This window comes from Bradyrhizobium sp. ISRA442, from assembly GCF_038085055.1.
Classification (GTDB): Bacteria; Pseudomonadota; Alphaproteobacteria; order Rhizobiales; family Xanthobacteraceae; genus Bradyrhizobium.
On record NZ_JALGCN010000006.1, the window covers coordinates 369993 to 393046 of the forward strand.

The 23054-nt window shown below is 63.6% G+C and carries 5 protein-coding genes; all 5 read right to left on the reverse strand.

Annotated features, from left to right (window positions below; genetic code table 11):
* On the reverse strand, positions 1–2118 hold the full coding sequence (locus MTR72_RS16225; RefSeq protein ID WP_341510646.1) for an AMP-binding protein: 2118 nt from the start codon (positions 2116–2118) through the stop codon (positions 1–3).
* Between the two features lie 5 nt (positions 2119–2123).
* A complete protein-coding gene (locus MTR72_RS16230) occupies positions 2124–2687 on the reverse strand; it encodes a DUF6434 domain-containing protein (RefSeq protein ID WP_280968840.1) in 564 nt (187 codons plus the stop codon).
* Positions 2688–2728: 41 nt separating this feature from the next.
* A complete protein-coding gene (locus tag MTR72_RS16235) occupies positions 2729–14560 on the reverse strand; it encodes an amino acid adenylation domain-containing protein (RefSeq protein ID WP_341510600.1) in 11832 nt (3943 codons plus the stop codon).
* Positions 14557–21735, reverse strand: a complete 7179-nt coding sequence (locus MTR72_RS16240) for a beta-ketoacyl synthase N-terminal-like domain-containing protein (RefSeq protein WP_341510601.1) — start codon at positions 21733–21735, stop codon at positions 14557–14559. The genes MTR72_RS16235 and MTR72_RS16240 overlap by 4 nt, the downstream gene beginning before the upstream one ends.
* Positions 21736–22036: 301 nt before the next feature.
* Positions 22037–22948, reverse strand: a complete 912-nt coding sequence (locus MTR72_RS16245; RefSeq protein WP_280968837.1) for a DUF1579 family protein — start codon at positions 22946–22948, stop codon at positions 22037–22039.
* Positions 22949–23054: the final 106 nt, after the last annotated feature.

Consider the following 23054-nt stretch of genomic DNA (forward strand, 5'->3'; position numbering starts at 1 on the left):
TCAAACAGTCTCGACTACCGCGCTGCCTTCTACCCTGAAGCTGACGCTCCCCATGGCCTTGGTCGCAACGCAGCCGGCCTTCGCCAGATCGAAGCAGCGATGGACGGCCGCGAGCCGCGTCGCCTGCGAGTTCGGAACAATGACGGACGGCCTGTGGATGATGGCATGCAGCTCAGGCGGCATAGAGCCGCGAAAGATCGCTTCGGTCTCGAGCTTGATGCTTGCTACACCGATGCGGTGTGCGCGCAGCGTCGCCGCGAGGGTCACTAGGAAACATCCGCTTGCGGCTCCGACCAGCATCATCGAGGGCGACACGCCATCGCCGCTTCCCCCGGCCGCTGCGGGCGCACCGATCGGGCAGGACATGTTGCCCATGTCAATGACGCCCGAACCCGAATAATCACCCCGCCACTCGCCGCGAACGGCGGCGGAATACTGCTCCGCGCCCGCCCCTGTCGCTTGCGCCGGCGCATCTGTTGCGCCCGCGTTGGAGGTCGCGCTTGCAGTCTGAGTGCCCTTGAGCTCGGAATGCAGCAGCTGCCTCAACTGCCCCTTGAGGACCTTGCCGGTGACGCCGACCGGCATCTCCTGCTGAGTGACGATGCGCAACCTGTCCAAGGATCTCAGCCCCCTTGCAGCGAGCGCGCCGTCAATATCCGACCGCAGGGCCTCGGCGCGGCTACCCTTCGCCAACACGGCGAGACAAATGACTGCGACCTCACCCGGCTCGGTCTCGATTGCGACCACGCTGCAGTCCACGACTGCATCGACCGCATCCATGATCGTCTCTTCATAGAGCAGCGTGTAGATCGGCCCGTCCTTGGCCATGACGGCATCCGGCACGCGATCGAGATGATGGAAGCGGCCGAGCTCGTCCCGGTACGCGATGTCGCCCGTCAGAAAATAGCCATCGCGATGCGATCTGCCAGTCAATAGCGTGTTGTTCCAGTACCCCGCAAAGAGCCCGGGCGACTTCACGGCTAACATCCCCGGCTCGCCATCTGCGAGTGCCTTGCCGTGGGCATCGAGGATCACCGCATCGACCCAGGGACGCGGCTCTCCGACGCAGCGGGCGACGCTCTCGTCCGAAGAATGGATCATGCTGAAAAGCATCGATCCCATCTCCGAAGACCCGAGACCATCGATAAAGCGCGAGCCTTTCGTCCAGGCCTCGCCTGTCCAGCGCGTGCCGAACGATGTCAAGCGACGAATATGCCTGCCGTGCGCCGCGTCACCGAGATTGATCCACATGGCCATCGAGCTCAGATCATATCGCTCTGGCTCGCTGGCGAGCAGATCGACATAGGTTTGCGGGAAGGCAACAATGGCAGTCTGGCGATGCCGCTCAATGGTCTCAAGCACCGAGCGGCCGTCGAGATCCGACATCAACATCAATTCCTCGCCGTTCATCATTGCGATGGCAACGGCGGAGATCGCCGAATTGTGGGACGCAGGAAGCGCGCAGATCGCACGCTGGGTCGCCGGATCGCGCTGCGTCTCCAGTGATCGCGCGATCGGATAGAAGAAGTCGCTGTGACGGAGCTGGACGGCCTTCGGAATTCCGGTCGTTCCCGACGAATGAGTGATCAGGCACGTATCCGTCGCATGATGCAGGTAAGGCCTGGCATCGCCCAGTGTTGCGTCGCGCAGATCGCTCTCCACGACGATCAAGCCGAGCTGGACATCCTTTTCGGCCTGCAGTGCGGCTCGCCTGGCCTCGTCGGTAAATACGCCGGCCACGCCGACGAAATGCATGTAGCGGGCGGCCGCGCTCTGATCCATGCGCCCGTTGACAAGCGCGGGAATGGCGCCGAGCCGCGTGAGTGCCAGGAAGTGCAGCAGACATTTCGGACCCTGGTCGCAGTAAACGGCGATCGGATCTTGCGGCTTGACTCCGATGCTTGCGTAGCGGCGGGCGTAGCTATCCGCCAGGCGTCCCCAGTCACCCAGGGTCAGGTCCCGGCACACCTCTCCCCAAGCCGTCTCGAAGGGGCGGGCGCAGATGATGGATCGCATATTGTCCGGATAGACCTCGAGAGCCTTCCAAAGGAAGTTGCCGATGCCGAGATCGCTCTCGCCTCGCAGCCGCGCCCTTGCCGAGCGAATATCCCTGCTCATCAGGTTCACGGCTGGCCTCCGGCTTTCTTTCGAGACCGCACATATTTCTGGTTGCCGGCAGTGGTCTTGACGGCATTCCATGCCGCGGCCGCTTCCTTCATCGATTTGCCCTTGTTTTTCGGATCAGCGAAGAACGCGCGTATGAAGCGATTGTACTTTCCGTGAGCGGCGATCGGCGGCACATAATCCGGATTCCGCCGCTTATCGCGCTCAGCGATCCACTGATCGACCAGATCGCCGTAGGTCAGGTTCTTGTGGGCAAATCGATACTGGTTCAACTGGTAGGTGAAATGAAACTCCGGGCCGATCTGCGATTCGAAGAAGGCGCGGGTTTTCTCGTCGCTCTTGTAGTTTACAACAGGCGTATCGCGCGTCAGCTTCCTGTCCGAATCACGTTCCTTGGTCGAGGACTGCTTCGGCTCCGCCACCGCACGCTTTCCGAGCAATCGGCGCTCAATTCGTGACGCCAATTCCGGCTTGTATCCACCGGTCGACACACCAAGCTCGCGCGCGAACTTCTGCAGATCGGCTTTCATCCAGTAATACTGTCTGAAATCCTCGATCGACATTTCCGGGTGAAGCCTCGGTTTCCTTGCCATTTGACGGATACTCAGTGCTCTACACTCTTGAGAAAGTTGGTAAGTTCCGAGTTGAACTCGCTGGCATGGGTGAGGAAAGGATAGTGGCCGGCATTAGCTATCCTTAGAACTCTGGCGTTTGGCATCTTGCCCGCGATGCTGACGGATACTGCCGGAGCAACCACCGTGTCGCAGGTTCCTGTAATGAACAGCGTCGGAGCGGCGATCTTCGGTGCCCATTCCGATGGGCGCAGCGACAGAATTTCGTTCAGGTAACGCATTCCAACGGCTGGACTTGCCCGCTGGCTATTCAGCAGTAGCCTCCGGGCACTCTCGATGACCTCGCGCCGCGGCGCGTTCTCGGGTACGCCTAGCAGGCGCTCGAAGTCAGCGGACAGCGAGTCCGCCGCCGCCTTGGTGAGCGCGGCCGCTTCTTTGACGGACAGTCCCTCGAGGGGAATTGCCGGCACGGCAAGATCCTCCGCCACGGCACCGCACAGGGTCAAGGAGGCAACGAGGTCGGCGTGGTGCGCTCCCAGATATTGGGCCGGCACGGTGCCGAAACAGGAGGCCACGATGTGGACCGGCCTGTTTAGTCCAAGCTGATGCAAGGTGTCCGCAATCGTATCCGCCAAGGCCGATATTGCCGTGCTCTTCGGCGCCTTGCTCCGGCCGTGACCGGGCGGATGGAGCGCAAACAGCGACCAATCGGACGAGAGGCGCTTGAACTGCTCGTGAAACACGGGCGCCGTCAGGCCGATACCCGGCAGGAACAGCACCGGCGGACCGCTGCCACGGCTTGCAACCTCGATCAGGGCGTCGGCATTTTTGCCGACGGTCCAGAAATGAAGCGCGCCAACACCGTTGCGCTTCGAGGTGTTGCGTGGCTCGGGCGGCGGCTCTTCCAGCCGCTGCGGATATTCCTTTAGCGCGACGTCGGCATCTTCGGCCACCGCCGCATCGACCAGGGTGATGCCCGGAGGAAGCGCGCCGTCACCCTCGATCGCCGATTCAAGTGTGGACTTGCCGTTGATCGGCACCGTCGTTGCGCGCTGACCCACCGCGGTACCGATATAGCTCGCGATCTCGCGCAATGTCGGCAACTCGATTAGGTCGTCGACGGGCAGCCGACCGAACGCCTCCTCGACCAGGGTGAAGAAATCAATGATCAGGATCGAATCGACGCCGTAATCGACGATGTCCCGCTCCGGATCGATCTCGTCGGCGGCGATCCTCAGCACCTGCCCCAGCAGATCCTTGAGCAACGCCTCGATCACGGCGGGCTCGCGCCCCAGGCCATCCAGCCGTGCCCCGACCGCTCCCGCCGGAGAGGCGGGTGCGGCCACAGTTTCAACCCTCGGCAGTTCGTCGATCTCGGGCGCGGATGCGCGCGGTTGCGCCTGCTGCGCCGGACTCGCCTCCGGCTCGATGACAAAGCCCATGCGCTGCAGCGCAGCTTGCCCGATATCGAACACGACGAGCTGGGGAAGTCCGCTCTCCAAGGCGTGCTCCAGCGCGCCGAGCGCCTCGTCCGCATTCAGCATGCGCACGCCCTTGACATGAAGCGTCGCGGGATTGCCGCGGGTCGAACCTTCCCAATAACCCCAATTGACGCTCAGGATTCGGCCATTTTGCGCCTGAGCGAGCCCGTCTTGAAACGCACAGGCGGCGCTGTAGGTTGCCCAACCAACGTTCCCGGCAAAGGCCTCGGCGGACGACATCAGCACGACCTGCTGCACCGGATATTCCTCGAGTACCTCGAGCAGATTGAGGCTGCCAATCATCTTGACACCGACGGAGGCCTCGAATGCCGCTTCCTCCATTGTGGACAGGCGCCCGATGCTGAAGTCGAGGCCGCAGTGAAACACCGCCTCGACCGGTCCGACCTGGGACCAGACCTTGACGAAGGCGTTGCGCAATCCGTCGGTATCGGTCGCATCGGCGCGAACATAGGTGAGCTTGCCGCCAAGATCCTCGATCTGGGCCATGGCCGCCGCGATGTCGGAATCGGAATCCCGGCGCCCGACCCAGGTAATGTGAGCGCCGTATTTTCGCGCCAGCGCCTCAGACAACCGGCGCCCGACCACGCCGCTGCCACCGATAACGAGGCAACGATGTTCCTTGTGGAACACTTGTGCCGCACCGGGCCGCCGCGGCGGCGTCGCGCGAAGCGCGCGGCGAAATACCTGCCCGCCCCTGATGACGGCGGTGGAACGGACGCCGCGGTCTTCCCGCAGAACCCGCAGCGCTTGCCGCACATCGGCATCCTGCATGGCTCCATCCGCCGATAGCGCGACGTCGACACATGTCGCCCTCGCACGTGGCAACTCTCTGCCGAGCGCCACGGTGAGCGCCGCTGCGGCCGTCGCTATCGGATTGACTTCCTCGTCCCCTATGCGATGGGCGTTGACCGTGATGACGCGCAACGCCGGGCACGGCTCCTTGCTGTTGACGGCCGCAAGAGCCTTCGCAAGCCAGCGCAGGGGCTGCAGCGCCGATCGGTCGGCTTCCGCGAGCCGGTCGGGCGTCAGGACCGGACGGCCTCCTCCAATGAGCAGGAGGATTTCCGAGACATGCGGCGTGTTAGCGATGGCACTCGCCATGTCCTCGGGCTGACCCAGTTCCTCGAGACTGACAAATTGCACCCTGTGCGCGACCAGCTGACGCATCAGCGCCAGGCGCGCCTCTTCCAGATGTCTTGCGCACAGGACGATGCTTGTCCCATCCGGGTCGGTGCCGGGCGTCGCATCCATGGATTCGGGCGCCTCAGGCGTCCTGACCCAGACCACCTCGCGCGGGAGCCAAGCGGATCGTATCGAGCGGTCACCGAATTGCAGCGCTGAGATACTCAGGCGCGGCGTGTCATCGTCGCCAAGAACCAGCAAGCGCTGTGCGCCCTTCCACGGTCCGACCACGATCCGTCCCTTGCGCGGCAGCTTTCCATGCAGGGTCAGCCGCTCGAATCGCGCGCCGGAGAAAGGCCCGGTTTCTTGCCTGGCCGATGCAGCAGCCCGCAAGCCCTGCTGCAGCAGGTCCATCAGCTGCAGGCCCTCGTTCTCCTCCGCCGAATTGCCGCCGGCCGGCTCAATAGGCGATATAGACGAATCTTGCCCGGTCGGCCGCCAGTCCGCTTCGGCCTCATCATTGGCTTGCGGCCGCATGACCGCGGTAAAGCAGGGCTCAGCCTGATTCCCGTCGAGGTGGGCCCTGATGTCATAGATTCCGGCCGCGCCCGGAATCAGTTCGACGAGCATGTCACGGACATCGGCACTCAGCGGAGGGGCGCCCGTCCAGCTCGCATCACTCAGACTATGGGTCTTGGAAATGCCGCTCAGCCGTGCCGCCGCCATCGCGGTTGCGAGCATGCAAGCAGGACTGAGCGACGGCTTCCCGTCCGCGATGCAGTCCTTTACGCCAGGCACGCTGCCGGAGAGCGATTTGCGGAAGGTGAGACCGCTATTGATGCTCTTCGCCGGGTCGATGGCGTCGATCAACGGGTCCAGGGCGCCGGCCTTGCCGCGAACCAGCGTGGTCGGCTCCGCAACGCGGCAGATGAGCTTGGCGAAGGGATAGCCAGGCAACGACAGGCGCCGACGCGTGCCCCGTTCGTAAAGCGCCGTCCAGTCGATGTCCGCTCCCTCGCACCATAGCCGCGCCAGCTTCTCCAGGCGGCGATTGCGGATCAGATTGTGCAGGAAGACCTGCTCGGTGCCGCCCTCCGTCCGCTCCCGCGCCCTGGCCACCGTTCCTTGCCATATCCGCGGGTCTTCGGCGCGCTCGAGAAGCGCCTTGCGGAGCAGCTCGACGAGCTCTTTCCGCGAGCGCGCGACGAAGGCAAGACGCGAGCGCATCGCGTCACGCCCCGTCTGCAGGGTGTAGGCTATATCGGCAATATCCGGAAGCTGCTCGCGCGCGGGGGACTTTGCGCGGTCGAGTTGCCGTGCAAGCTCTGCCGGATCGGCGCAGTCGGCCAGGCGAACCTCATCGAGCGCGACACCAAGCGCGTCGGCGATATTTGCTTCGAGGGTCGCGGCGGCGGGCTCCGACAGGCCGAATTCATCGAAGCGGTCATCGGCGTTCAGGAAGCGGCGATCGAGCGACAATGTCTTCGATATGACGTCGAGAATGACGGTTTCACGATTTGCGGCGGACACGGCCACCCGCGGAGAGGGATCCTCCTTTGCCGGGTCGAGCGGTGCCTGCTCCAGCGCCCCGAGCAGCATGCGAACACATTCCAGCAGCCGCTCCTCGCTGGCAGCCGACAGTGGCACAAGATGGGCTTCGTCGCCGGACGCATCGACGATCCCTCGCGTCCCTATCCACTCCTCAAGGATGACATGGGCGTTTGCGCCTCCCGCGCCGAAGCTGCTGACTCCGGCCCGGCGCGGCACCGCATGTCGTGCGGGCCAGGGCGCAAGCTCGCGCTGCACCCGAAACGGCGTGCTCTCGAAGGCGATGTTGGGGTTCGGAGGATTCGAGTGAATCGACGGCACCAGCGACTTGTGGTGCATCTGCAGCAGAACCTTGATGACGCCGGCGATCCCGGCCGCCGATTCCGCGTGACCGATGTTCGACTTCACCGAACCGATGGCGCATTGCCTGTCCGCTTCGTCCCATGGCTGCAGCGCCGCCGCAAGCGCCGACACCTCAATCGGATCGCCGAGCGAGGTCCCGGTGCCATGGGCCTCGACATAGCTGAGGCTGACCGGTTCTATTCCGGCCCTGCTCAATGCGGTGCGCACCACGCTTGTCTGCGCCTGCGGGTTCGGCACGGTGTAGCCGCTGGTGCGGCCGTCGTGATTGATCGCGGTGGCACGGATCAGCCCCAGGATACGATCGCCGTCGCGTTCGGCCGCCGACCGGAGCTTCAGCATGATTACGCCGACACCCTCGCCCGCGACATAGCCATCGCCGCCGGCACCGAACGCGTGACAGCGGCCGTCGGTCGCGGCAAAATGGCGCTTGCACAGGAACAAGTGCTTGCTCGGATGCGCATTGACGTTGACGCCGCCGGCGAGTGCCGCCGTGGACTCGCCGCTGCGCAGGCTTGCGCAAGCGAGGTGGATCGCCGTAAGCGACGACGAACACATGCTGTCGACCGCGAGGCTCGGGCCCTTGAGGTCAAAGGAATACGACACGCGATTGGCGATCGAGCCATAGGAGGAGGCGGCGTCCCCCTTCTCGAGTCCCCACATCTCGTATTGTCCCCACATCACGCCGGCGAAGACGCCGATCTCGGAGCCGGCGACCGAAGACGACGGATATCCCGCGTCCTCCAGACAGTGGTAGGCGCTCATGAGGAACAGACGTTCCTGCGGATCGATCATGTCGGCTTCGCGCTTGGACATCCGGAAGAACATCGGATCGAACGCGAAGGCATCCTGGATGAAGGCGCCCCATCGGAAGCCGGAAGCGGGGCCGACGCTGGCGTCGCCCGGCGACACGACAAGCCGGTGGTCCCATCGGTCAGCCGGCACTTCCGAAACGGAATCCCGTCCTTCCCGAAGATTTCGCCAGAACCCGTCCAAATCATCGGCGTCCGGAAAGCGTCCGCTCATGCCGATAATGGCAATATCGTCGTTATCGACCGGTGCTGGACGGGCGAGCTTCGCCTTCGCCTGATCCTCGGTCAGGCGGGCGGACTGCGAGGAATTTCGATGGCTTCGGGAAGACGCCCCGTCCGCTTCGTTACGCGGCGGAGCAAGCTTGTCCGGGTAATTCTCCGCCAAATGCTCGGACAGCGACTGCACGGTCTGGTGTTCGAAGAACAAGGTCTTTGGCAGAAGCCCGAAGGTGCGCTCCAGCCGTTCGGTGACGGCCATGATGATGACGGAGTCGATGCCGTATTGCTCAAAGCGGGTGTCGGCGTTGATCTCGTCGGGACGCAGTTTGGACTCAGCGGCAATCGCGTCGACGATTGCGGTCTTGGCGTTGCTATAAAGCTCTTCGTTGCGCATCGTTTCAGCCCCGCCTTTGGCAAGTTCTGCAGTGGACTCCGGCATCGCCGACCGGAAGCGCTGCGGAACCCACTTGCCGAGCGCTTCGGCATCACCGCCGACGACGAGCAAATTTTCTCTATCGGCCATGAGCGCCCATTCGAGAGCGGCGAGGCCTGTCGCGGTCTGGAGTTCACCGAGCCCCTCGCGCTCCCTGAGGCGATCAAGCATGCGCGGCGGGATTTTCATGCCTCCGTCACGCCACGGCCCCCAGCCGACGGCGAGGGTGCGTCCGCTGCGCTGGCCTTTGCGCACCATCGCCGCGCGGAGGCCCGCGAAGCCTTCGAGCCAAGCGTTGGCGAAGGCATAGCCACTTTGACCGGCGTTACCGATGCTCGCCGCCAGTGACGAAAACAACACAAAGAAGTCCAGCGCATCGTCCCGTGTTTCGAGGTCGAGATATCGGGCGCCGAGCAGCTTCGGGCGCACGACATTGGCAAGATCGTCCGCAGCCAGCCGCAAGACCAGTCCGTCCCGCAGAACGCCGGCGGCGTGGAAGACGCCGTCGATGCGGCCAAAGCGGGAACGCGTGCGATCGATCAGCGTCCGCACCTCGTCGCGAACCGTCACATCCGCCTGCAGGTATTCGATCTCTGCGCCGGGACGACGCAGCGACGCGAGCCGCGGCTCAGCCTGCTCGCGCGATGAGCGGCCGCATAGCATCAGCCGGGCGCCAAAGCGGCCGGCGAGGTCGCGCGCGATCAGGCGACCCAGGCCCCCGAGACCGCCGGTCACGACATAGACGGCGCCGGGGCGGAACGGAGACTGCGACAATGCCGCCGGCTCGATCCGCTCAACATAAGGGATGAGGAGCTGGCCGTCCCGGCAATCGACCACGACTTCCGGCGGTAGCGATGGGCTCGAAACGACACGCAGAACAGCGTTGGCAACATCCGGATCCGACCAATCGCCGCCCCGCGGGGTGCGAAGCCCCACGACGGAAACCATCAGCGTCGGCTCTTCTATCCGAAGGCAGCGAGCGAATGCCCCGATGGCGGCTTCGATCGACCTGTCCTGGTCGCCGTCGGACGCCACCAATCGTGCTGCGAGCAGCTGCACTGGGCTACGCTCTCGCCTTCGCGCGATCGCCCTGGCAAGCGCGGCGAGCCTCGCAAGGTCAATGTTCCAGCTGGCCAGACCGGTCTCGAGGATGATGGTCAGCGCCGCGTGATCGCGATCGCCCTCCAGGCCGCCCAGCAGGCGCGCCCAATCGCCTTCCTCTGTCGTGGCGTCGTCCAATGGTTGGTAGCGCGTCGCCACGCCACGCGCCTTCAGGCGGTCGGCCAATCCGCCGCAGCCACACACAAGCAAGGGCACGTCCGACCGGACTTCCCGTTCCAATGGGGAAAGCACCAGCGACACATTGCCGAGTGTTTTGGCAAACACGACGGGCTTCGGGGCCGCAGAGCGGAGCACCGCGGCAAAGCCTTCGACCCGGACACAACAGCGTCCATCCCTGTCAAGCAGCGTGAGATTGGTGATGCGGGGTGCAGCCTCGCCGCCGTCAGCAGCGGAAACGATCGCCGTCGCGCTCTGCGGAAGTGGCCCATGGATCGTGAGCGTGTCGATTGACAAGGGAATGGGCAGGGCCTCCGGCTGACCGGATTCGAGCTGCCAGTACAGCGCCGCCTGAAAGGCGCCATCCAGGATTGCTGGAGCGGCCGACGCCGCCGGGAGCGATAGAGTTGCCACGCAATGCTCCCGGTCGCATGACGCTTTCAGGACGGCGCGCAGCGTCGGGCCGAGCTCGACCTGATGGGCGCGCAGGCTCGCGTAGACGGTTTCGGCCCGGCAAAGGATCGGCGGCAGAGTCGGAAGCGCATATTCGACAGAGTTCGGTTTGGCCTCTGCGCCAACGGCTTGGCACAGCGGTGGGCCGTCGGCTTTGGCGCGCACCGCTAATGTGTAGCCGCTCTCGCTCTCTTCCCATCTCAGGTTCAAGGCTGCCGGAACGTCATCGGAGGCGATGTTGCCAAGGAACTTGATACGCTCGAGCCTGATCGCGTCCGCTCCGGTCAACCAGCGGGTCAGGTCCGCCAGCAAATGGATGAAAACGGCGCCGGGAATCAGGACGCGCCCTTCGATCCTGTGGTCGGCTATCAGCGCCGCGAACGGCGCCAGCGCGGCCTCGGATTGTCCCTTTCCCTTGGCTCGCTCTGGTGCGCGCGGCGCCCACGCCGGCCAGTGTACCGTGCGTAAGAACGGATAGGTCGGGATTGCCGTGCGACTGGCGCCACCCCACCCCATGCGGCTCTCCAGGACACGCAAATCCGCCGCCTTGCCTGCCACCCAGGCCCGCGCTGTCTCCGCCAGCCACTCCGCGCCCTCGGCGGCATTCCAGACACGCTCGAGATCTGCAGCGCCGATCATGCTGCGGAACGTCTCGCATGCCTGTTCGAGGGTATCGACGATGCATACCAGCCGATGCTTGAAAGTCGGACGGCCTTTCAGCGACGTGAAACCGATGTCGATCAGCCGACCGCTTCCTGTGCCCGTCTTGATCAGCTCTGCAAAATAACTCGCATGGATCTCGGCGTAGACACGAAGCGTTCCGGCATCTTGTGCGGAAACGAAGATTGCTTGTGGCGGAATCGCATCGACCGGCGCGGGAGACGAAGGCGGCGGACACTCCAGCACGACGTGCACATTGGTCCCGCCGAAGCCGAAAGAGCTGACGCCCGCTCGCCGGGGCGTGTCGGGATCGGCCGCCTTGACCGGCCAGGTGCCGCCGTCACCTGCGATATAGAACGGCGAGCCTGCAAGATCGATGTAGCCGTTCAACCGCTTGAAATGCGCAATAGGCGGCACCACGGAGAAACGCGCGGCAAGAACAGCCTTCACAAGACCGACCAATCCGGCAGCGGCTTCGAGATGGCCGACATTCGCCTTGACGGCGCTCAGCGCGCAGTGCCGTTCGCCGCCTTCGAGCCCATGCTCCCGATAGAGCTCGGCAAACGCGTCGACCAGCGCGCGCGTCTCGATTGGATCACCAAGAACGGTGCCCGTGCCGTGCGCTTCGATGAGCCCGACGGTTCGCGGATCGATGGCGGCCTGACGGTACGCCTGAACGATGACGTCCTTCTGGGCTTCCGGCGTGGGAGCCGTCAGCGACGCGCTGCGGCCATTATGGTTGACGGCCGAGCCGAGAACGATCCCGTAGATGCAGTTGGCCCGCGCCTGAGCAGCATCGACCCGCTTTAGGTAGATGACCGCAACGCCCTCGCCGCGCGCGTATCCGTTGGCGTTCGCATCGAATGTCTTGCAGGCCCCGTCCGGGGAGAGCATGCCGAGGCGCTGGAGCGAAAGATCGGTCGCGTCGTCCAGCATCAGGCTGACACCGCCGACAATCGCCGCCTCGCAATCGCCGCTCGCGATCGCGCGGATCGCCCGATGAAGAGCGACGAGGGAGCTCGAACAGGCGGTGTCCACCACCTCGCTCGGCCCCCGAAGGTCGAATGCAAAGGAGATCCGGTTAGCCAATAACGAGGGGGCGATGCCGGTCAGAGTGTGCCCGGTCAAATTGTCGCTGTCCCGGTGGGCGAGCCTCGAGAAGTCATCGCCGGTTGCGCCCACGAACACGCCGGTGCGTGAGCCCGCCAGCGCGCTCGGATCCTCGCCCGCATGTTCGATTGCCGTCCACGCGGACTCGAGCAGCAACCGCTGGCGCGGATCCATCACTTCTGCCTCGCGCGGGGTGATGCCAAAGAACTTGGCGTCGAATGCGGCGATATGCTTCAGGAAGCCGCCCCTTCCGGCGCGACCGCGCTGCTGCGGCCGTCCACCATCCTCGGACGAGGCCGTCAGGCAGTCGCGGCCGGACCGAACGGCTTCCCAGAACTCGTGAAGATTCTCCAGGCCGGCGACGCGGCAGCTCATGCCGACGATCGCAGCAGCGCCTGCTTTTCGATCCGTGCCGACCGCTTCTGCCTTGATCGGATCGGATGCAGTCGGAGGCGCTACGACCGGCTCGGGCGCCAGCGCGCTCGCAATCGCTGCCACCGCGGACAGCGTTCCACCCCGGTAGAATTCGACCGGACTCATCCGGATTCCGAACACCGTGAACAGGCGCCCCGAGAGCAGCGCAAATTCGAGAGACCCCAGCCCGATTTCGCCGAGCGGACGATCGCCTGCAACGTGGTCCGGAAGGTCCGGTCGCAGCGTCTTGATCTCGCCGCGGAGAAACGCGTCAAGCGTCGCGGCCGTGAGGGTGCTGCGCGCCGCAGCGGCGCTACGATCATGATCCGGTAGAGACGGTTCGGAATCGGCAAACAGCCGCGCGACTGCCCGGCGATCGAGCTTGCCGTTGGCCGTCAACGGAATCGATTCGATCAGCCGGATGTTGTCGGGAATCATGTAGGTCGGCAGCAGACGCGTCAGTGCGGCGCGCAACTCGGTCGGATTTGCAGAAGTCTGCTGTCGTGGCACTCCGGCCGCGACGATACGACTGGTGCCAGCCGTTCCCTGAACTGCGACGGCCACGGCCTGCGACAGGCCGCATCGCCGCAGCGCAGCCTCGACCTCGCCAAGGTCGACGCGATAGCCACGGACATTGATCTGGTTGTCGAGCCGCCCTAACAATTCGATCATGCCATCAGGCCACCAGCGCGCGGCATCGCCGGTGCGATACATGCGCTCGGCACCGCCGGCGAACGGGTCCGGAACGAAACGGGACGCGGTCAGTTCGGCATCGCCGAGATAGCCCTCTGCCAGGCAATCGCCGGCTATATAGAGCTCGCCGGCGACATTGACGTCGCACACCGCGAGATCCTCTCCGAGAATGTAATAGCGGGCATTCTGGATCGGCCGCCCGTACGGAATGCTCGTCCATGTCGGGTCGATGTCGCGAACCGGAAAGTAGTTCGACCATATCGTCGCCTCGGTCGCGCCCCCGAGCGAGACGACCTGTGCCTTGGGGAGGGCCGAGCGCAACTGCTCGGGCAGGCTCAAGGGTATCCAGTCGCCGCTGAGGAACACCAGCCTCAGTTTGCAGACGCTGCTCGCACCATCTTGCTGGGGAAGAAATGGAACGAGTGTTTGCAGCAAGGCCGGCGTCGAGTTCCAGAAACTGATCGGCTCGCGCTGCAGCATCTCGGCGCAGGCGATGGGATCCTTCCGTTTGTCACGCGGCACGATTCGAACGCTCGCGCCGAGCGCAGGCAAGCCCAACAGATCGAAAATCGAAAGGTCAAAGGAGGCGGGGCTGACCCATAGGCCAGTGTCCCCAGGACCTATTCCGAAGGTCAGGGCGGTCCATTCAATGAGATTAACCAGGGGTCTATGCGCAACGACCACGGTCTTGGGCACGCCGCTGCTGCCCGATGTCGGGATTCCATAAGCGGGATCGTCGGACGTCAGGCTTGCGCGCGGTCGCGCTTCCGAAAGCTGCGATTGCTCAAGCTGCTGTAGGTCCAGCACGATCGTGTAGAGTCCCAGCGCCTCGAAAGAGCCGGCAACGCCCTGCTCAATTACTGCAAAGGCCACCCCATCGGCGGTGGCAATTTCGGCAATCCGGGACGGCGGCTCTTCGATCTCGATCGGAATGAACGCTGCGCCCGTCTTCAGCACGGCCAGAACGCTAATCAGGAAAGCGTTGGTTCGCTCGAGGCAAATGATGACATAGTCGCCCCTGCCGACACCTGCCGCAAGCAGGTGATTTGCGAGCTTGTTTGCAAGCCGGTCCAGGCTGGCGAATGTAAGCTCGCCATCTTCGGACACGGCGGCGATGTCGTGGGGGTGGGACGCTGCCCGGGCTTCTATCAGACTCTCCAGGCGCACGTCACCGGCATAGGGGCGGGCCGTGTCATTCCATTTCATCAGCATCCGCTTGACCGGCGCTTCGTCGGTGCTGACAACTTCCGCCTCTGTCATCGCCGCATCCACCCTTGCCGAACCCTGCCAACCACTTCCACAAAGGGGGGCTTGAAGGAGGACTGGATGGCGCCCCATGCGAGATCGTCGGTGGCAAGCCGTTCAAGCAGCGTGACGTAAGCATCGAACATTGCGGCTATCGCCGCTTCCGCGATTGCGGCGCGCCGATAGTCCCAATGAACGGTCAAGCGTCCGTCCAGATTGTGCACGAAGCAATCGAGATCAACGCCCGGCGTCAGCGCTGTACCATATCCGAGCTTGATATTTTGAGGCCAGCGAAGCGGCGGCTCGCTGAGAGCGCCCGTATAGACCACGCAGTGCTGCGACCTGTCCTGGGCGAGCGCGCCTTGACCCAACCTGCTCATTGCCTCCATCGGAAATGATCCGCGATGCTGCAAATCGGCGGCAATCAGCTCCTGCACCTCCGCCGCGCGCTGGGCAAAGCTGCGCTCGCCCACCGGTTCGGAGACCCACGACAGAGCGGTGAAGTCGGCAATGGCCAAAGGAGCAGCGGGAGCAACAAGATGCCTCGAGGTCAGCGCCAAGATCGTCTTGAAGGCACGATCAGCCTCATTCCACCCGGCCAATACCAGATTCAGGGCAGCGATCAGAACGCTGTCGGGCAGCAGCGAGCGCTGCGCTGCGCGCTCACGCAGGCCCTCCCATATATCCAGATCCGTCGCCAGACGCGCCACCGGAAGCTCCGCATCAAGGCCGCCGGCTGCATGGGGCTTCGGACGCGGCAGCTTCGGTCCAGGCGGGACATCTAGGAGGCGCTGTTCCCAATGGACGGGGTCCGATGGCGCGCGACCTGCCGCTGGCGCCGGCGCGCTTTGCACGAGAGACCCATCGACATGGGCCTGTCGATAGAGTTGAAACAGCTTGACATAGAGAAGCAGGGTGCTGAAGCCATCGGCGATGATCATGTCGACCGCCAGATGAACGCGTGCCCTGGCCCCGCCCAGAAGCGAGACCTGCGCACGGATGCGGGTGTTCGCAGCCTGGGTAGCCAGCATCCGAGTTCGGATGTTGGCGAGCCGTGTCGAAGAGTCCCTGGCAAGCACCAGATCGTTGACAGTCAGCGTAACGCATCTGTCCCGATTGAGCCGCAACGCGCCTTTTTCGGAGAGCTCCGCCGTCAGCGTGGGCTCCAGGTCCGTGAGGCGCCGCAGCGCCTGACGAAAACGGCCAAGGTCAAAATGCCCGACTTCGAATTCCTGATAGACAGTCCCCTCGGCCCATGGCCGCTTATCGACACGAACCGCCTCGGCCAGATAGGCGCGCTGCAGTGCGGTCAAGTGAGCCGTCTCGGGAACAGCGCCAGCGGTCCTGCGCGGCGAAGCCGCGGCAGCCTTCAGCCGCAAGCGAAAATCTTCCAACAGCGTCGCCGCTCGATCGACCGGCAAGCTGCTCTCGGCAATGTCCCAGCAGATCTGAAGGCGCTCGGCAGCCTCGCTCACCCTGCATTCGAGCGCGATGCCGGGCGTCTGCGCCCTTGCGTAGGATACATGGTCCAGCCAGCTCGGGGCCGACGGCTCGGCGCGCCGGCCAATACCCAGGCGCGGCGTAAACACCACCGCTAGCCTTGGACGATGGCCCGTCTCCCGCGCGATGTCGCCCAGAACGCTTGCTGCACACACGTCCCGGTTCTGAAGGTCCGCGGTCGCCTGCGCATTCATACGCGCGGCAACGTCCTCGAGCGGGCGGCCCGTGATCTGCTCAGCGATGACGACGCTCGTGCTTGTGAACGGCCCGACGATCGATCCAATCTGCTCGCTGAACGAACGCCGGTGAGCGTGTGTCTGAACGATCGCGAAAGGCACATCGCCCTGCTGCGGCGCAAGCGTCTGCGCAAGGCAAGCCAACACGAGATTGGTCGGAAACACGCCGATAGCCGCAGCGCGCTGCTTCAGCGAGGCCCATTCATCCGCCTCGACGACGGCCGAGCTGCGCTGGAAGCGCGTCGGCCCGGTTCCCGTCGGCGCCGCCGCCGCGCCCAAGTCGGGACTATTCGGACAGGCCTCGAGCTTGTCGCGCCAGTATTTGGCTTGACGACGGCCGTCTTGCGACGCGCGAAATACCGCCAGTTGCGAACAGTAGTCGCGGAACGTCATTTCGAGCGGCGACAGTTCGATTTCGGGCCGTTGATAGAGCGCATGCCACTCGCGGTAGATGATGTCGGCGCTAGCCCAGTCCGCAATCGAGGAGTCCATGCTCACATGGACAATGGCTGAACGGTACGCACAGATCGTCGCTTCGATCGCAAACAAGGGCCAGCGCCCTAGATCATAGAGGCGATTCGCAAGCCTGGCTCGCATCTTCCGAAGATGCGGACCGAGTTCGCGCTCGTCGCGGAGATGGTGCGCAGCCATTTCGTAGACCGGCACCCGCGGAAGTACACGCTGCCGTCCGGAGGGCGTGATTTCCGCCCGCAGCATTGGATGGCGCTCGACCAGCCGGTTCCACGCACGCGAGAGCCGCGCGACATCGAGCGTTTCCATCTCGAATTCGAGATAGGTATGGGCACCGACGCCATCCGCCATGCGGCCAAACAAGTATCCGGCCTGAACCGGGGTAAGCGCGAATTCTTCAGACTGTTCGTCAGCAGCCGTCGCGGCTCTGTCTTGTTCGGCTAGCGCCGCCGGACGGCTGCCCGCTTCACCCGGCGCGCTCCACGCGAGCCGATCGGCCAGCTCATTGAGCGACGGCGCGTCGACCAGCAGCGCAATCGGGATCTCGCGGCCGAGCCTTGCCTCAAGCCTCGCCTTCAGGTCGACGGCCGCCATCGAGTCATAGCCGTACGCGTCGAGACCGGCCGCCGCATCAATCGATGATGCCGGAATATCGAGGAGACTCCCGACCTCGTGCCGGATGTGGTCCAACAGCTCGCCGTCGTCCTGGACCTCGCCCAGCGGAAGCGAGTGCGTCGAGGCGGCGCCTTGCCGATCCGATGCAGCGGACAATGCAGGCTGCGGGTTCAGCAGAAGTTCGCGGGCCGGCCAGCAGGGCTGCCGTTCGAAACAATAAGTCGGCAGCGAAATCCGCCGCGCCGTCTCCGGCGGATACAGATCGATCCGATCGGGGCGCAGGCCGCGCTGAATGAGCGTCGCCAGTTCGACAAGGCATTCACGATACCGTTCCGCCGACGGCCTGCCGGAGCGGAGCTCCGAAACGATGCGCTCACTCCGCGTAACCAGCGTCGCCTCATCGACACTGACTGGAGGCACGCTGCAACCGTCGTCCGGACCGGAATTGCTATCGGGGAGCAGAAGTCGTTCAAGCTCACGGCAGTCGGCGGCAATGATGGTCCGCAGGCAGGGCAGCCGTTCGCGACCGACTAGCAGGGTGTAAGCCACATCGCGGAGTTCGAGGCTGGGTCCGTGCGCGCCGACAAACTCCCGCAACGCAGATGCCTGCCGCGCCAGGGAGTCCGGCGTCTGCGCACTGAGCAGGATCAGATGCGCCGGAGCATCGCTTCGATCGCGATCGGGCGGCTCCGGTGCTTCTTCCACCACGCAATGGACGTTCGTGCCGCTCAGCCCGAAGGAATTGATGGCCGCGCGGCGCGGCACACCCGCGGGCGGCAACCAGTCGTGAAGCCGGTCCGAGACATAGAACGGGGTATCAGAGAAGGGGATGGACGGATTGGGCTGCAAAAAATTCAGGCTCGGCGGAATCTGACGGTGTCTCAGGCAAAGGATCGTCTTGATCAGGCCCACAACACCGGCGGCGGCGGTCAAGTGGCCGATATTCGTCTTGATTGATCCGACTGCGCACGGAGCGCGCGTTCCCGTCTCGTCGCCGATCGATCGCGCCAGGGCCTCGATCTCGATCTGATCTCCGATGGGCGTTCCGGTACCGTGCGCCTCGACGAGCGTGATCGTGCGGGGATCGATATCGTAGCGATTATAAACCTGACGCTGCACGTCGGCTTGGGCCCGCGCGCTGGGCACGCCCAACCCGTTCGTACGACCGTCATGGCCAAGGGCGGAGCCCTTGATGACGGCGTGGATATTGTCTCCGTCGCGGCGGGCGTGCTCCAGCTGCTTGAGGACTACGAACGCAGCTCCCTCGCCCTGCACGAACCCGTCGGCGGCCGCGTCGAAGGCACGGCATTTGCCCGTCGGGGAGAATATGCCGAGCTTGCTGGTCGCAATGTAATGATCGACGGACATGATGATGCATGCACCGCCCGCGATCGCAAGCTCGCATTCTCCCTCGAGCAGGTTACGGCAGGCAAGGTGCACCGCTGATAGCGACGACGAACAGGCGGAGTCGATCGTGAGGCTCGGCCCCTTCAGGTTCATGCGAAGCGCCAGGCGAGCCGCGAACATGGAGGGATCATTGCCTAGGATCGTAGCCTTGTCGGGAGCCAGCTTGGTGCGATCGAGAAGGGTTTCGAAGTCCCCTTTGCGCAAGCCCGCAAAGATACCGACCGACATGTCCTCCAGGGCAGCAGGTGAGTATCCCGCATCCTCAAATGCGCGCCACGCTTCCTGCAGGCCGATCCGGAGTTGTGGATCCATCAATGCTGCATCGGCCGGCGATATCCGAAACAGCAGCGGATCGAACTCCTCAACGCCTAATAACAAGGCGCCCCACTTGCTGAGCGACCTGTTGGGAACGGCTGCATCGGCATCGTAGTGATCGGCAATCCGCCAGCGTTCGGCGGGTATCTCAGTCACGCTATCGCGGCCCTCGGCGAGATTTGACCACAGCTCATCCACCGTCTCGGCGCCGGGAAACCGGCCTGCCATGCCAATCACGGCGATGTCGCTGTCTCGGCCAGTCACGAGAGGCGCTCTCGGCATATCCTCGAGCCGCGAGGCCCGCCCCACTTGCACCTTGTGCACCTTGCCCGGTAGGGGCTGGTAGTTTCGAAGATGCCGCACCAGCGCGCTCATGCAGCAATGGTCAAATAGCGTGGCTGCGCTGACCGGCAGGCCAAGGCCACACAGCCGCTCCGCGAATGTGAGGAGGCGCAACGAGTCCAGGCCGAGCATCTGGAATTGCACGTTGTCCTCGATGTCGGCCGGATCCTGTCCCAGGACTTCAGCCAACAGCGAGCGGATCAGTGCAGGGTCCGCCGAATCGTCGGATTCCACCAATGCGGTGGTCGCGGCGACGGTCAAGGCTCTTCGGTCGCGCTTGCCGCTCAGTGTGGTCGGCAGACGGTCCCTGATCAGGACCCGTGTCGGAATCATAAAGGACGGCAGGCGTTCTGCCAGATATGAGCGGCACTCCGTGGCCGACACGCGCGCACTGCCACGAGGCACAAGGAAGAGCACAAGTTCGCCACCCTCGCGGTCGTCGCTGCGGGAGACGGCGCAGCACTCCGCCACAGCCTCGTGCTGAAGCATCACGGTCTCGAGCTCGGAAGGCTCGACACGCATCCCGCGGACCTTCAATTGATGATCGGCCCGGCCCGCCAACTTGATCGACCCGGCCGGCTCGACGAAACCGAGATCGCCGGGCTGATAGAGAAGCGGTCCGGCGGACTGATCAATGTGATTGACGATGAAGCGCTTCGCGTATTCATCGGGCGCGTCGACATAGTCGACCGCAAGAGAGCCTCCGGCGACAGCCAGCTCGCCGATTGCACCGCGGGGCGCCAGTTGCCCAAATCGATCAACGATGTAGACGCTGAGATTTGAGATCGGCCGCCCGCCGGGCAGGGCGCTGACCTGCTTCTCTTGCGATCCCAACGCATAGTGCCAGATCGTATTGACCTCGGTGCAGCCGTAGTCCTCGACAAAAAGGCATGAGGGAAGCCGCTCGCGAAATGCACAATAGAGCTCGGGCGAGAACATCTCGCCGCCGATCGTAACGAGGCGCAGCGATGCCAGCTCGCAACTGACGCTGTCTCGCTCCAACAGCCGCATGAGCAGGGACGGCAAAATGGTAAAACGGGTCGGCCGATGCCTGGCGATGAATCCCGCCAGAAGGGCGGGATTCCGCGTGACCGACGCGGGCGCAAGAACGGTCGGCACGCCCCAGAGCAGCCCGCCCAGAAATTCCCACACTGACGGCATGACGCTTACAGGGCTGCGCTGACAGAACAACTCGTCAGCTGCGATCGGGTAGGTCTCCCACATCCAGTACAGCCGATTGAGGACCTGACGCTGGCAGTGCACCACCCCTTTCGGCCTTCCTGTCGATCCGGAGGTATACATGATCAGGAAGCGCGAGTTGGCCTCATCATACCCGCTGGAAGTGGGGACGCTGCAGTCGGAAGACCCGCTTGACTCCTCCTGGTGCAGCGCCGCGTCACCCGAACTCGCTTCTCGCATTTGGCTGGGCGCGGAGATTGGCTCAGACGCCTCGCGTGCCAACCGCTTGCCTTGCCAATCGACCGGAACCGTCTTCACGCTGGGTGAGAATGCGACGGCGCGTTCTGCATCCTTCGGCGATACACATATCGCGACGGTCGCGGTCTCCTGAACCATGCGTCGGACGTAGTCGTCCGGATAGCTTTCGTCGATAGGCAGAACGACGGCGCTCACTTTTATGGCCGCAATGAGTGCGCCGACGTAGTTGATCGAGCGGCTCATTTTTATTGCAACGACATCCCCTGGCGCCACGCCCGCGCTCAGCATTTTTCTGCTAATATCGTTGGCTAAGCTGTTCAGCTCACGATAGGTTATGGATCTCGTTTCACTCTCGACCTCCTCATCCATGAGCGCGACTGTTTCAGGTCGATCGCGCACGCGCGCTTCGAACAGTGCCTTCAGCCCTCCTTCAAGCGGATATTGCCGCTCGGGACCGCGTGCCCAGTGTAGCAGCCGTCGTCGTTCGTTCGCCGACAGTATCTGACAACGTTCAACCGGCAGATCGAGATTGCGCTCCATGTCGAGCATCGCCCGCAAGAGATGGTTCGCAACTTGCCGCGCCAACCGCCTGCTTAGCAGGTCGGCTCGATATTCGAGCCGAAGCGAAAGCCCAGCGGGCCCTTCGCCCAGCGCGAATATGATCGTCGCCCATCCATCCGCGATCGCGCGACGGATATCCCGTTCTTTTTCCTCGACAGCATTGCTCCCAAGCCAGAAAACAAGGCATCGGTGGCAGTCCGGGTCTAAGACATCGATGTTGTGGCAAAGGCCGCCTCCTGCGAAAGGCGGCATGCGCTGCCCGGCAGCCCCCGCGTCGACCATCTGCTCGGCGATCGACTTGATCAACTGCCTGACAGTTTTCCCCGGAGAAAGCACTGGCCTCACATGGATGAGAGAGCCGCTCGCGCATCCGCCGGCCTGCGTCAGAACGGCCCCCTCCTCGCCCATGCCATACCGGCACATCATCAAAGCGGCCGCTGCTAGGACAGCGGCGTCATGCGGCTGACCGCTATGATCCGATAGAGAGGAGACCAGTCTAGACTTGAGTCTAATCTCAACCCGTCCGCTTGTCTCCCTTCGTGGTCGGAAGACAGTGTCGTCCAACCACGCTGCTGGCGATTGGGCTGTCATGTCTGCTCACGCGACGTTATCTCACGCTACCTGGATGCGATAAGGCTGGCGGATGCGACAACGCGCCTGGGTGGGATAGCGCACCCGGATGCGACAATGCAGCCGGGTGTGACAACGCTCCAGGATGAGACAGTGCCGCCGGATGCGAGAATGCAGCCGTGTGCGATAGCGCTCCAGGATGCGACAGTGCAGCAGGGTGCGATATGGCAGCCGGATGCGATAGTGCGGCGGGATGCGACATTGCCGCTTGGCTTGCCCCACCAAGGCTTGCTTGCGGTACAAAAGCTGAAGCAGCCGTGTCATGTATCGATGGGCCGCGGGGCCCGGCACGGGTGTAATGGTTCTCCATTACGACAGTCTCTTTCCCGTTCACGTTGGCTGAAAACGTCAGTATCCACTCATCGTTCGAAATGCGGTTCTCCTTCAAACTGAGAGGAATGCCGGCTGCTTGCTGCTCGCTTGTGGATTTCGCTGCAGCGAGCGAGCTCCCTGCGGGCCCCAAGAAGCTGACGTCGGCGGGCTGCGACTGCCAAACACGCTCGGTTATGGAAGGTCGGCCGGCTGCATCCACAATGGCCGCATTGACTGAGCGCGTGGGTTGGCCATGCATGCTCATGAGACCATCGTGACTGAGATTATCAATCCAGGCGGATTCGTAACGACGCTTGCTCAGATTCCATGTAAACAGACCAGCGCCTTGAAAATCCCCTGTGGGCCCGTGCAGCTCAAGCGTAAGGATGACCGCAAGTCCATCCATTAAGACACGAGATACGCAAGTCCCAGAGTTCACGATCGGCGTATCACCCTTCGCCCCGATCCACTGCTTCTGCGTGACGTTCCAGTCGCCCTGGAACTCCGTTATGGCCCGATGTTCAGCAGACACCGTTGCGCGCGGCATCGCAGCCGGCGCTCCTTCGCTCCCGGTCATTCTACTTCTCCCTGATGACGATGCAGTTTTAGGTCTTGAACCGCGAACCCTTTTGTCAAACCGCTCCCGCTTCCTCGGCGCACAGCGGAAAATAGCGCTTTAGCTC